General features: G+C 60.1%; 6 protein-coding genes and 6 pseudogenes. 10 read left to right on the top strand and 2 right to left on the bottom strand.

What is annotated here, in order from left to right:
* Positions 1 to 181: 181 nt before the first annotated feature.
* From G6P99_RS10305 to G6P99_RS10350, 10 genes and pseudogenes are all read left to right on the top strand, one after another.
* A pseudogene (locus tag G6P99_RS10305) lies at positions 182 to 1,214 on the top strand (Rieske 2Fe-2S domain-containing protein).
* A gap of 3 nt (positions 1,215 to 1,217) precedes the next feature.
* A pseudogene (locus tag G6P99_RS10310) lies at positions 1,218 to 1,970 on the top strand (GntR family transcriptional regulator).
* 10 nt (positions 1,971 to 1,980) lie between these two features.
* A pseudogene (locus G6P99_RS10315) lies at positions 1,981 to 2,962 on the top strand (PDR/VanB family oxidoreductase).
* Between the two features lie 1,129 nt (positions 2,963 to 4,091).
* A complete protein-coding gene (locus G6P99_RS10320) occupies positions 4,092 to 4,769 on the top strand; it encodes a molybdate ABC transporter permease subunit (protein ID WP_029084512.1) in 678 nt (225 codons plus the stop codon).
* Positions 4,770 to 6,155: 1,386 nt separating this feature from the next.
* Positions 6,156 to 7,256, top strand: a complete 1,101-nt coding sequence (locus G6P99_RS10325) for a hydrogenase small subunit (RefSeq protein ID WP_165128061.1) — start codon at positions 6,156 to 6,158, stop codon at positions 7,254 to 7,256.
* A gap of 13 nt (positions 7,257 to 7,269) precedes the next feature.
* Positions 7,270 to 8,583 (top strand): annotated as a pseudogene (locus tag G6P99_RS10330) (nickel-dependent hydrogenase large subunit); the annotation flags it as partial.
* Positions 8,584 to 8,692: 109 nt separating this feature from the next.
* Positions 8,693 to 9,601: an HK97 family phage prohead protease gene (locus tag G6P99_RS10335; RefSeq protein ID WP_165128063.1), complete on the top strand. Its 909-nt coding sequence runs from the start codon at positions 8,693 to 8,695 to the stop codon at positions 9,599 to 9,601.
* An 84-nt stretch (positions 9,602 to 9,685) separates the two neighbouring features.
* A complete protein-coding gene (locus G6P99_RS10340) occupies positions 9,686 to 10,798 on the top strand; it encodes a phage major capsid protein (protein WP_165128065.1) in 1,113 nt (370 codons plus the stop codon).
* Positions 10,799 to 10,827: 29 nt separating this feature from the next.
* Positions 10,828 to 11,151: a hypothetical protein gene (locus G6P99_RS10345; RefSeq protein WP_029084510.1), complete on the top strand. Its 324-nt coding sequence runs from the start codon at positions 10,828 to 10,830 to the stop codon at positions 11,149 to 11,151.
* Positions 11,152 to 11,386: 235 nt separating this feature from the next.
* Positions 11,387 to 12,484, top strand: a complete 1,098-nt coding sequence (locus G6P99_RS10350) for a phage portal protein (RefSeq protein ID WP_234583992.1) — start codon at positions 11,387 to 11,389, stop codon at positions 12,482 to 12,484.
* Here the strand turns inward: G6P99_RS10350 and G6P99_RS10355 are convergent.
* Both G6P99_RS10355 and G6P99_RS10360 read right to left on the bottom strand, forming a co-directional pair.
* Positions 12,448 to 13,053, bottom strand: a pseudogene (locus tag G6P99_RS10355) (IS630 family transposase); the annotation flags it as partial. The gene G6P99_RS10350 and the pseudogene G6P99_RS10355 sit on opposite strands and share 37 nt — an antisense overlap.
* 43 nt (positions 13,054 to 13,096) lie before the next feature.
* A pseudogene (locus G6P99_RS10360) lies at positions 13,097 to 13,209 on the bottom strand (IS5/IS1182 family transposase); the annotation flags it as partial.
* Positions 13,210 to 13,397 lie beyond the last annotated feature (188 nt).

The raw sequence follows: 13,397 nt of genomic DNA on the forward strand, positions 1-13,397 counted from the left end.
GGCGATGTCCCGGGAGTTTGACCAAGCTGATGCCTCTCCATCGCCGGCCGGGATATATAGGGTTGATAAAATCGAATCTTGTATACATGCTGTCATTCCGACGACGATTTTGACTGCAAAAATTTCTCATAATGAGCATATTTCCCACGAAATCTCGAACTAGTGTATACACTAAAGCCGCATGAGCGATTGCTTTCCGACCAATGCCTGTACGCGGCCGCTTGGGATGCCGAGGTCAAGCAGGCGCTGTTGCCGCGCACGATCTGCGGCAGGCACGCCGTAATGTATCGGCGGGGGCGCTGGAGGATGCCTGTTGGCATCGGTTGGTGCCGCTCTCAAAAGGGCGCCTTGAGGGCGACAGCGTTGTCTGCGGCTATCATGGGCTGAAATTCAATGCGCAGGGGCGCTGCACCTTCATGCCCTCGCAAGAGACAATCAATCCCTCCGCATACGTGCGTGCCTATCCCCTAGTCGAGCGCAATCGCTTCATCTGGCTGTGGATGGGCGATCTGGCGCTGGCTGACCCAGATTTGGTGCCGGACATGCACTGGAACGACGATCCTGCTTGGGTCGGTGATGGTGAGACCATTCACCTCAAATGCGACTATCGTTTGGTCGTCGACAATCTCATGGACCTGACGCACGAGACTTTTGTGCACGGGGCCAGTATTGGCAACGACGCCATCGCGGAAGCGCCGCTTGACGTCACGCACGGCGAGAAGACTGCCATAGTAACGCGCTGGATGAAGGGGATTACTCCCGCCGCCGTTCTGGTCGAAACAGTTGCAAAAGCCTGGTCGGGTGGACCGCTGGCAAATCATTCGTTTCGAGGCGCCGTGCACCATCAATATCGACGTCGGGGTGGCGCCCGCCGGAACAGGCGCGCCCGAAGGCGATCGCTCGGCGGGTGTCAATGGTATGGTTCTCAACACCATCACGCCCGAAACGGAGACGACCTGCCATTATTTCTGGGCATTCGTACGTAATTACCGCTTAAGCGAACAGCGTCTGACCACCGAACTCCGCCAAGGCGTTTCCGGCATCTTCCGAGAGGATGAGCTTATTCTCGAGGCGCAACAGCGCGCCATCGACGAACATGCCGATCGGGTCTTCTACAACCTCAACATCGACGCTGGCGCGATGTGGGCACGCCGCCTGATAGATCGCATGATCGACGCGGAAATCCGCCGCAGCACCGGCAAGCCGCGGAGTAGGACATGGCCGAGCGTGACAGCGATCGCTCTGTCTCACAGACGGTGCGTGCCCAGCTCAGTTTGCGCGATCTGATTCTGTCGGGTGATTTGCGGCCCGGCGAACGGATCTCCGAATTGCAGGCTGTGGAGGCGACCGGCGCCTCGCGCACTCCGGTGCGAATGGCGCTGGTTCGACTGCAGGAGGAAGGGCTTTTGGAAGCGATCTCTTCCGGCGGTTTCATGGTAAAGGCATTCTCCGAGCGTGATGTCGTGGACTCGATCGAACTGCGCGGCACGCTCCAGAGGCTGGCCGCACGCGTTGCCGCCGAGCGCGGTGTTTCGTTGCGCGATCTCGAACCCTTGAAAGGTTGTCTTGACGAGACTGACGGTCTTGTGCGGCAGGATCCAATCTCCGTCGAGACTTTCTCCTCCTACGTCGCGCTCAACGCGCGCTTTCACGCGCTGCTGACGGAATTGTCGCGCATCCGCCCTTGATCAGGCAGGTCGATCGCGCGTCCGCATTACCGTCCGCCTCGCCTAGCGCGCTTTGTGATGACACAATCGACACTGCCGGATGCGCGCCACACACTCCTAATTGCGCAGGATCAACACCGCGTCGTAATCGACGCAATCGAAAATCGAGAAGGCGCGCGGGCCGAAGCAATCATGCGGGAGCACGCGCAAGTGGCGGCGCGCAATTTGCGCTTGGTGCTCAAGAACAAGACGCATTCCGACCTGCTGCCGGGACTGGCGCTCATTAGGATGGCAGGCGATTGAAGGGAGCTGCATGCGGTTCATTGAAAGCTGGATACCCGCAACCCTCGTTGCGACATGCGATCTGACGCCTTCGATCCGCGAGCTGCTGATCAAGCCGGACAACTTTGATAGCGCGGCCTATCCGGTGGGCAGCCATATCAATGTCGCCGTCACTGTCGATGGACACGGCCGGAGACGCGGTCCTACTCCTTGGTCGGCGAAGTCGACCGGGCGGGCTATGGCATTGCGGTGCGGCGCGTGGAGGCTCGCGCGGCGGCTCGCAGTACATGTGGTCGCTCGCGCCGGGCGCGCGGCTGACCATTACATTGCCGGTCTCACTGCTGTCGATAGACTGGGCGCGCCGGCACTACTGCCTAATCGCCGGGGGCATCGGTATTACGCCACAAATAGGGGCAGCTCAGGCGATAGCCCGCCGCGATAGCCAATTCACTTTACATTATGCCGCGCCTTCTCGTGATCAAGCCGTCTATCTGGATGTCCTCGTCCCCTTGCTGAACGAGAGACTTAATATCCATGCAAGCAACGAAGGGCGTCGGCTCGATTTCGATGACTTGTTCGCCCCGCTGCCGCCTGACGCCTTGACACTCTTGTGTGGTCCGATGCGGATGCTCGATACGGCGCGCCGGGCTTGGACCGGCGCAGGGCGCGCACTATCGGACCTACGCCACGAGACCTTCGGTTCGAGTGGCTCGCTGCCGACTGAAGGTTTCCGGGTGTGCCTTGCAGATCCTGCCATCGAGCTAGTGATTCCGCGCGATCGCTCGTTGCTCGATGTACTCAATGAAGCTGGTTACGACGTGATTGCGGATTGCCGGCGCGGGGAGTGCGGCGTCTGTGCGATCGATCTCGTCAACATCGACGGTGAACTTGACCACCGCGACGTCTTCTTCAGCGAGCAGCAAAAGCGCGCGAACGCAAAGATCTGTGCATGTGATTCTCGCGCTCACGGCACGATCACCCTCGATATACTACATCGCCTGGACACGATATAGGCTCGTTGCAGCGCTTGTTTCGGCAGTGGGTCCTAGTCCAGCGCTCGGAACAACTGGCGCATGACCACGCATGGGACTGTGGCGCGGTTGCCGGCCGTCATGCCTGCTAGCGTTTAAGGAACGGCTAACCAATTCTTCGAAGCAGGAGATGCACGCGAGGATTTCCGTCGAGTATCCGGAACGTTATGAGACCCCAAGGGCATCTCGCGCACGTCAACTCTGCAGTTTCATTGTGCGGCGCTGTCCGCTCGAGGACAATGATGCCAGAAAGCTGACAGAGCGTTAGGTCCACTCCACAGCAATGCCCATCTATGCGCGTTTTTCCTCACGTTGAGCACGGAGTGCATCACATTTGGCAAGCGGCACAGACATTGCTGGACGACAAGACAGGAGCTGGTGCCGTCAGACTGGGTGAAGCGGCCCTGTCACAGGAGTCTCCGATGAGGCCTGCGATTTCCGCCCTCTTGCCCTCTCTCGCAGAAATGACGCGCGTCAATATGGCACCCCTCATCAAGTTCCTCATGCCGACGGATAGGCTTGCCGGATTGTCAAAGCGGGCGAGGTGGTCCGAAGCCATGTTGAATGTCATAGCGGGCACTGAGCTATACAGCCAGGCCACGCAAGCTCCAACATTTCTGGCGTTTCGCTCGGGCGACCGCGGTCGCCCGGCTCGGCTGCTTGAGGGCGGCCTCGCGCCTCCGGAAAGCCACTTCGCCTCTCTGGCGAGTTCGGCTTCGAACGTTGTGAATCGTGCGTGCAAGCCGTCGTCGTTCTCCGTGCCGTCGATCTGCAGGCGCGTCGTCGCCGCAAAAGGGACGAGTGGGCCGGACACCGCAGATGCATTCGCAATGGGGAAGGCGGCGCGGCCGAAGCTAGTACAGTGTGCGTCGATCCCACAGATTGATCGATTGATTCAGACCGGAGATTCTGAATCGCCGCTAAAAGGGAACGATGTGAGAACGCGCCGGCGGTTAGCAAAGGACCTTGTGAACCGACCTGGCAGGATGCCTCGCTTCTGGAGGTTGGATCCGGCCAAAAGGCGCTGCATGCCAAATCCTTCAGCAAGCCGGACGTGCAGGCGATCGCTCTGCCGATATGGCAACGTGCTCTCACCGTGGAGCTGACGCACATGGATACCTTTTCGGCCGAGATCTGGCAATCCGTTGCGCTCACGATCGAGCTCGCCAGCATGACGACGATGATCCTTTTGGTTGTTGGCGCGCCACTCGCGTGGTGGCTGGCACGTTCAAAGACGGTTTTGAGCAAGGCGGTGGCGACGATCATCGCGCTGCCGCTGGTGCTGCCTCCGACGGCGCTTGGTTTCTGCGTACTCGTCCTGCTCGGCCCGAACAGACCGGGTGGCTTTCTCGCCTCTTTCTGGGGCGAGCACACGCTCGCCTTTACCTTTGCAGGAATTGTAGTCGGATCGGTCCTCTCAGCGCTCCCTTTGGTGGTGCAGCCGATCCATAATGCCTTTATTGCGATAGGCGGGGGACCGCTCGTCAATCAGCGTGCTTCTCCATTGTATGCCTTCATTACTATCGGTCTGCCGTTGGTGCGACTGGAGTTTCTCAAGGCTGCCTTGGTTGGCTTTGCTCATTCGATCGGCACCTTCGGCGTAGTGATGATGATCGGCGGCAACATTCCTGGGCGCACCAAGGTGTTGTCAGCTTATGTCATTGACTATGTGCAAGCATCGCGCTGGAGCGAGGCAAGTTGGATTGCCGGCGGTATGGTGATGTTTGCCTTTGCCGTCATTTTTATTCTAACCTTCATCGACAAACGCTGTGCCAGAAGAGGCACATGAGGGCACCAGCCCTGATTGAATCCGCTTCGGTATGACGGCCAGACATGTCCGATCGTGAGCGAGCAGCAGCATTGCAAGCCGGATCCGGTCATCCGTTATGGCCGCGGCTGCCGCTGGAATCGGCTTTAATTCGCCGCACGTCGCGCCTCTGCCCGAGGCTAGGGCTTGACGTCGGAGTTCCAAGAGCCGCCTTGCCAAACTGGAGGAGCTCTGCGCTCGCCAGATCGTTGGCAAGTGCGTGCCGGCGCGGGTTGCATCGCCTGAGACGGCAAGCTCATCCACTAAAAGGCATACGGGCAATTCGATCCCTGCGAAAGCAACATCGATGCGCTTCGAAGCGATATTCGCAGTCGCGTCCGTCGCCAAACCGATAATGGCGATTGCCTATTACGCTGATGCGGCAAGTTGCCTACCCCTGCAGGCCGAGATTACCGCTCACTACCCGGACTTCGCAAAAACATGAAAGTAGAGGGGGGGGCAGCCTGACGGTTGATCAAAAATTCGAACGCCGAGGGCGCCATAGATCAGCCTCACTTATGGCGCGCCCGGATAGCTCGGATCAAGCAGCGCGTCTTCATCCGGATTTCGTAGCTCCGCCGGTCAAGAGCGATGAACAGGCTTTCATCGAAGCCATACTAAGCTGCCGCTGCCCCATCTTCTCGACCGATGTGCTCGGGATTGTCGTCGAAAAGTCAGCGAACAGCGATTGTGACAGTATCCTGCGAACAGCCCGTGGAGGCTGATCGAAACGCAAGATGCCACGTTCCATTTGTCGGGATCGCAACGCGAGCGCCCCGCGCGTCAATTTCTAGACGCCCCTCTGACAGGAAAGCCACAGAACTCGAGCTCCTCGAAAGTCCGACGAAGTTTGACTGCGGGGGAGTTTGCGTATTTGCGACAGTCCATGACGATGTGCGGTTTGGACAAATGCTGCTAAACGGCAGGACCTCGATGGGCAACGCTTTCGAGATCTCAAGACGGCGCATCACATAATCTCCAACGACTTTGCGGGATTGGGACTCGGAGCGGCTGTGCGCGAATGAAAGGGCTCCTCGGCGCTTCCAGGCAATTCAGGTAAGTTGACCTGGACTGGCGCCGCTGGATGAGAGCTTTGAAGGTCCAGACTCCGATTATAGATCCTGTGAAAGTGCTCGCGCAGCAAGCGCCCACTGAATGAAAAATGCATCGGATCGATCCGCCCCGACGGATCATTAGCACGAATGGCGGACAACGCGTAGCTTGTGCCTCGCGAGCTCGGTTCGCTCATCCCTACCGATAATCGCGAAGCGGCGGCGCGTATCTGCCGAGTGTGCTCCCATGCGGTGGCCTGTTTCTTGCTGTCGAGGTCAGTAATTGTTACGGCCGACAAGTCACTTGGAAGGGGCCATGGGCGGGGCATCGGAAACTTTCTACAGCGTGATCAGACGTCAGGGTATCACGCGTCGTAGTTTCCACAAATTCTGCAGTTTGACAGCCGCGAGCTTCGGACTCGGTTCGCTCGCCGCAAGCGGTATTGCTTCCGCCTTAGAGACCAAGCCGCGTGTGCCGGTCATCTGGATGCACGGGCTCGAGTGCACCTGCTGCTCGGAAAGCTGTATCCGATCGGCTCATCCGTTGATTAAAGACACGCTGCTATCGATGATTTCGCTCGACTATGACGACACGATCATGGCGGCGGCAGGACACCAGGCCGAAGCCATCCTGGAGGAAACCCGTGCCAAGTACAAGGGCAAGTATGTGCTTGCCGTGGAAGGCAATCCGCCGCTGAACGAAGGGGGCATGTTCTGCATAGACGGCGGCAAGCCGTTCGTTGAAAAGCTCAGGTCGATGACGGAAGAGTCCATGGCGATCGTCGCTTGGGGCACGTGTGCGTCCTCGGGCTGCGTGCAAGCGGCCGAGCCCAATCCGACTGGGGCGGTGCCGATCGATAAGGTGATCAGCAACAGGCCGATCATCAAGGTGCCCGGGTGCCCGCCCATCGCAGAGGTCATGACCGGCCTGGTGACCTTCATGACCGCGTTCGGAAAGCTGCCGCAGCTCGATCGCCAGGGACGCCCCAAGATGTTTTATTCCGAGCGCATTCACGACAAGTGCTATCGGCGTTCCCATTTCGACGCTGGCCAATTTGTCGAGGAGTGGGACGATGAGGGCGCACGCAAGGGCTATTGCTTATACAACATGGGCTGCAAGGGGCCGACCACTTACAATGCCTGTTCGGCCGTTCGGTGGAACGGCGGCGTGTCATTCCCGATTCAATCTGGCCACGGCTGCTTGGGCTGCTCCGAAGACGGCTTTTGGGACAAGGGTTCATTTTACGACCGACTCACGACCATCAAGCAGTTCGGCATTGAGAAGAACGCCGATCAGATTGGCATGGCCGCTGCCGGCGTTGTTGGGTTGACCGTCGCTGCGCATGCGGCGGTCACGGCTGTGAAACGGTTGACCCACAAGCCGGATCGCGCAGCTGACAAAAGTAAGCCGAGTTGAGGGGAAGGTGACGGTGGCTGTCCAGACACCAAATGGGTTCAATCTCGATCCTTCTGGCAAGCGAATTGTCATCGATCCGCTGACCCGCATCGAAGGCCACCTGCGCGTCGAGGCCAATGTCGATTCTGATAATGTGATCCGCAATGCGGTCTCGAGCGGGACGATGTGGCGTGGCATCGAAGTCATCCTGCGCGGGCGCGATCCGCGGGACGCCTGGGCCTTCACCGAGCGGATTTGCGGTGTCTGCACCGGCACCCATGCGCTCACCTCCGTGCGCGCCGTTGAAAATGCGCTAGGGATCGCCATTCCGGAGAATGCCAACTCGATACGCAATATCATGCAACTGTGTCTGCTTGTGCATGATCACCTGGTGCATTTCTACCACTTGCACGCGCTCGATTGGGTTGACGTGATGTCCGCGCTCAAGGCCAATCCCAAGTCGACGTCGGCGCTGGCGCAGTCTATCTCGCCCTGGCCGCTGTCGTCCCCTGGCTACTTTAAGGATTTGCAGATCAGGCTCACTAAGTTCTTCGGATCCGGGCAACCCGGTCCGTTCAAGAATGGCTATTGGGGGCATCCGGCCTACAAGCTTCCACCGGAAGCGAATCTGATGGCCGTGGCGCATTATCTGGAGGCGCTCGATTTCCAGAAAGAAATCGTCAAGGTCCAAGCGGTCTATGGGGGCAAGAACCCGCATCCGAACTGGCTGGTCGGCGGCGTGCCCTGCGCGATCAATATCGACGGAACTGGCGCGGTGGGTGCGATCAATATGGAGCGGCTTAGCTTAGTGTCCTCGATCATCGATCGTTCGATCGAGTTTGTCGAGCAGGTCTATCTGCCGGACATTGCAGCGATCGGCTCGTTCTACAAGGACTGGCTGCATGGCAGCGGGCTTTCGGGCAAAGGTGTGATGTCCTATGGCGACATCCCCGAAAATGCCAACGACTGTTCCGCGAAAAGTCTCAAGCTGCCGCGCGGCGTCATTCTTGATGGCGATCTCAGCGAGGTGTTGCCGATCGACCATGGTGATCCCGAGCAGATTCAGGAATTCGTCGCCCATTCATGGTATAAATATCCCGGTGGGGTCTGCGGACTGCATCCTTGGGATGGCATCACCGAGCCAAGTTTTCAGCTTGGGGCAAAGGTCAAAGGCAGCAAGACAGATATCAAGGAGCTCGATGAAGGCGGCAAGTATTCCTGGATCAAAGCGCCGCGTTGGCGCGGCCACGCGGTCGAGGTCGGGCCGTTGGCGCGATACATCATCGGTTGTGCGCAAGGCAAAGCCGAGTTCAAGGAGCCGGCCGAGAAACTGCTCAAGGGGCTTGACGCTCTTGAACACCGAGGTGAGCGTGACCGCGCCAGTCACCGATGCAGCAGTGACCGGCAGCGTCACATCCGCATTGATCGCGGCGGCGATAGCGTCGGCGATCTCGGGGATGCTGAAGCGCAACAAGAATATCACGCGACAGGACATCGAGCCCGATGATGACGAGTCGCATTCCGACTTCATGGATCGATGCATCGACGAACTCGGCGATGCCGAGGAGTGCCAGATTATCTGGGACAATCGCGCCGCCGATGGCATCCGCTACAAGACGCATGCCGCCAAGGTCAACGGTCTCGAGTTCGTGCTCTCCGATGAAACGCCGGATCGCATGGACGATGTCATCATGTCGGACGGCTGGGACCTCACGAACTTCAAGCGCAATCCGATTGCGCTGTTCGGCCATCAAAGCAGCTTCCCGATTGGCAAGTGGAAGAATGTCCGCGTCGTAGACAAGGAGCTGCGCGGTGTTCTGGAGCTGGCCCCGGAAGGCACTTCCGACCGCATCGATGAGATCAGGCGGCTGATCGATGCCGACATCCTTCGCGCTGTCAGCGTCGGCTTCAAACCGAAAGAGAGCAAGCCGCGACCGGGGGCCGACTTCGGCCTGTTCTTCACCAAAAGCGAGCTGGTCGAGACCAGCGTCGTCTCCGTGCCCGCGAATCCGAATGCGCTCGCGGTCGCCAAGTCTCTGAGAATTTCCCCCGCGACTATCGACCTCGTCTTTGCCGGGAAAGGCACCAAGGACGGGATCAAGCGGCGCGGGATCACCGGCGGGCAAGCCGACACCCCATCGTTTGGTAGAAAGGGCACGACAATGTCGTTTGCTCAAAGGATCGCTAACTCCGAGCAGCGGGTCGTCGCATTGCGCGACCAGCTTGCTGCGCACTGGGAGAAGACCGACGAAACCAATGTCAGCGACGAGCAGCTGAAGATCGCCAATGATCTGAACGAGAAGATCGAGCGCGAAGAGAAAACGCTCGAAGCCCTGCGCGGTGCCGAGAAGACTCTCGGCGAGTAGTCTGATGATGGTGGCCGCACCATCGTGGTGCAGCGTGGCAGCACAGCAGTTCGGCCCCATGCTGAGCCGCTGCGCCCGCTCTCGGTGCAGCGCAAGAAGATCGAGCCGCAGGAGCTGCTGGTCCGCTTGGGTGTGGTCCAGCTGCTGGCGCATCAGCAGCGCAAGCCGGTCGATCTCATCATGCGCGAGGTCTATGGCGAGGATGAAGCACTGCGCGCTGTCTACGATTGGGCAGTGAAGGCCGCGACAGCACCCGCAATGGCGACCGTAGTCGGCTGGGCCGCTGAGCTGGTGCAGCAGATGAACATCGGCTTCATGGAAACCTTGATGCCGAAGTCGATCTATCCGCGCCTGTCGGCTGCAGGTCTGAACCTGTCGTTTGGCACCAACGGCAAGATCGTGGTGCCGACGCGGGCACTGACGCCGACCATCGCGGGCTCCTTCGTCGGTGAAGGTCTCCCGATCCCTGTTCGTCAGGGTCTGTTCACTTCGCAGGTGCTGACGCCCAAGAAGATGGCGGTCATCACCACTTGGACGCGGGAGATCAGCGAGCACAGCGTGCCCGCAATCGAAGGCCTGCTGCGCAATGCGATTCAGGAAGATACCGCGATCTCGCTCGATAGCGTCCTGATCGACAGCAACCCGGCAACGACGATCCGCCCTGCCGGTATCCTCAACGGCATCACGCCGCTGACGCCGACTGCTGGTGGTGGCTTCAATGCTCTGGTCGGTGACATCAAGCAGATCAGCGGCCAGCTGCTCACCGCGACCAAGGGCAACGTGCGCACGCCGGTCTGGCTGATGAATCCGCAGCAGGTCAACAGCGCTGGTCTCGTCGCAGCTCCCGGCGCGGGCGCTTTCCCGTTCCGCGACGAGATCAGCAACGGCAGGCTCTCGGGCTGGCCGATCATCGGCTCGGGCACGGTCCCGCTTGGCACCGTGATCGCGATGGATGCAGCCGACTACGTTTCGGTCGGCGGCGATGCACCGCGCTTCGAGCTGAGCGATCAGGCCACGCTGCACATGGAGGACACCGCACCGCTCGACATCGTGAGCGGCGCAGCGCCTGGCACGCCTGCCAACCCGGTGAAGTCGATGTTCCAGACTGACAGCATCGCGCTTCGCCTGATCCTGCCCATCAACTGGACCATTCGTCGGCCCGGTGTGGTCTCGGTCGTCAACGGCGTCACTTGGTAAGCGGGGCAAACCCCAGAAGGAGAATCGAAATGACCGACACCGAACGCGAGGCTGCAATCAAAAAGCAGCTGGCCGATCAGAAGTCCGAGCGGGAAGCCGCGCGCACCAAGATGGCCGAGGACATGGCCAACGCGAAGCCGACACCGACGCAGGATGAGAACGATCAGGCGGCGATGGGCCTTCATACTGGCGAGCATGAACCGGACGGCTCTCCCGAGCAGGGTCCGGACGGCAAGCCGATGCCGAAGGGTCAGGAGCATCGCACCCGGCAGGCCGAAGCCGCCAAACCCGCGCAGGGCCGAGGCGACTATTCGACTCGCTCGTCCAACCCGGCTCCTGCAAAGCATGAATGACTGACCTCGCCACCAAGCCTCGCGTGCGGATCAAAGCAGGCCGCAGCAACGCGCTTGTCTCATAAGAGGGCGAGACGCATGCGGAGCCTGGTATCTGCCGGTCAGCGGCGGCTGGTTGCCCGCCGATGTCGGCGATAGCATCAACTGGTGGCAGAACGGCTACAGTGTTCTCTCGGCAACAGCACAGTCGGCAATGGTCGAGGCTTGCGTCTCTGCCTATGCGCAGACCGTTGCGATGTGCCCCGGCGATCACTGGCGGCTGAACGATAAGGGCGGGAGAGATCGGGTCACAACCTCGGCCCTCTCCCGCCTGCTTCGGCATCCGAATGATTATCAATCGATCAGCGACTTCCTGCTGAACGGCACGCGCTCGCTCTATCTCGACGGCAACTGCTATGCGCTGGCGCTGCGCAATGACCGCTTTGAGATCGATGAGCTGCATCTGATGCAGCCGAAGCTCTCCTATCCCCGGCTGGCGCAGACCGGCGATATTTTCTATCAGCTCGGCGGCAACGACATCATCGCCAAGCGGCTCGGCGACGAGACCCTGATCGTGCCGCAGCGCGATGTGCTGCACATCCGGCTGCACAGCATGCGGCAGCGCTTCCCGACTCCGCTGGTCGGCGAGTCGCCGGTTGTCGCGGCCTACAGCGATGTCGGCATGGGCGCGGCCATCGCGCAGCAGCAGCTGTGCTTCTACATGAATGAGGCGCGGCCCTCGGCGGTGCTCTCGACCGATCTGGTGCTCGACAAGGATCAGGTCCAGGCGCTGCGGGATCGCTGGAACGATCAGGCCAAGGGCCAGCATCAGGGCGGCACGCCGATTCTTACCGCAGGGCTGAAGGTGCTGCCGTGGTCGCAGGGCGGCAAGGATGCCGCGACTGCCGAGATGCTGAAGCTGTCAAACGAGCATATCGCGCTCGCCTTCCGCATCCCGCCGCAGGTGCTCGGCATCGGCGGCAACAATCTGTCATCGACCGAGCTGCTGATGCAGAGCTGGATTTCGTCCGGTCTCGGCTTCGCGCTCAACCACATCGAGGAATCCATCGGGCTGCTGTTCGGCTTGAAGGGCCAGCCTGACGAATATGTCGAGTTCGATACTGCGGCGCTGCTGCGTTCGGCGCTGAAGGATCGGATCGAAGCGCTGGCGCGCGGCGTTCAGGGCGGCATCTATGCGCCCAATGAGGCCAGAGCCTTCGAAGGTCTGGATCGAGCAAAGGATGGCGACGAGCCGCGCGTGCAGCAACAGGTGGTGCCTCTCAGCCAGATCGAGGCAACCCCGCCAGCTCCCGCGAGGCCGGTCAAGGCGCGGCCATTGGGCAACTTCAGATAACCCTGCGCTCGCTCTAAAGCTTGGATCGAGGGCTTCTCGTCCACGCATAGCACAATGGCCTTCGCGGGCTGGGCGACGTAGAGGCCAACAACATCGGCGGCTTTGGCCGTAAAGTTCGGGTCGTTGCTCTTGCACCAGGACTTGCGAGCCGCAAGGTCAATCTTGTGGCTACGCAGGAACCGCCAGACATATTGGACATCAACATCGCCCAGCGCCTCGGCCAGCAGCGGGCCAGTCCAGCGCGCAAACCCCTGCGGTGGCGGCTTATGCAGCAGCTTCAGAATCCGCTTGTCGGTGGCCTTCGTATAGATCGGCTGCTTGCCGGGCCGCGGCTTGTCGTGCAGTCCTTCAAGGCCATGATCGGCATAGCGGTGTCGCCAAAGGCTGACAATCCGCGGCTGGACTCCGACTTCTTTGGCGATCGAGCGGGTGCTGCGCCCGTCCGCCGCCAACAGAACTATCCGCGCCCGCTTCAAATCGCGCTGCAGCGTCACCGGCGAGCGACAGCACGCCTCAAGAACCTTGCGGTCTCTCCGCGAAAGGTGGACTTCTCTTGCTTCGGGGATCATCCATATCTTGAATCACGACTCACGTTCCAAGAAAAGTGGGTACTAGCGTCAGGACCGTCTCGATGGCAAGATCGGAATAGCGGGTCGGCCGCCACGCGTCGTGCGTCGAAGCGACTGCCTGCCGGCCAAGGCTTCTTCCGTCAGCCACAGCGTCAGACTGCCGCGCCGTCGAAGGAAGGCTCGTCAGCTTGTTGTCAGATTGCTCGCTTACCCTGCTAGCAAGTCTTAAGTAGACCGATATTGACTACAGCGCAGATCAGTCGATAGGAGCGAATCGCGTGGTTAGCAGAATCACTGGTTCATCCAGCAACCCACAAGCGCAGGCCATGCCGATGAATCGGAGC

The organism is Bradyrhizobium sp. 6(2017) (assembly GCF_011058295.2).
Classification (GTDB): Bacteria; Pseudomonadota; Alphaproteobacteria; order Rhizobiales; family Xanthobacteraceae; genus Bradyrhizobium; species Bradyrhizobium septentrionale.

What these genes read in the sequence shown, in the direction of transcription:
- G6P99_RS10320 (WP_029084512.1), top strand. Translation starts at nt 4,092, where the DNA reads ATGGATACCTTTTCGGCCGAGATCTGGCAATCCGTTGCGCTCACGATC.
- G6P99_RS10325 (WP_165128061.1), top strand. Translation starts at nt 6,156, where the DNA reads ATGGGCGGGGCATCGGAAACTTTCTACAGCGTGATCAGACGTCAGGGT.
- G6P99_RS10335 (WP_165128063.1), top strand. Translation starts at nt 8,693, where the DNA reads ATGCTGAAGCGCAACAAGAATATCACGCGACAGGACATCGAGCCCGAT.
- G6P99_RS10345 (WP_029084510.1), top strand. Translation starts at nt 10,828, where the DNA reads ATGACCGACACCGAACGCGAGGCTGCAATCAAAAAGCAGCTGGCCGAT.
- G6P99_RS10350 (WP_234583992.1), top strand. Translation starts at nt 11,387, where the DNA reads ATGTGCCCCGGCGATCACTGGCGGCTGAACGATAAGGGCGGGAGAGAT.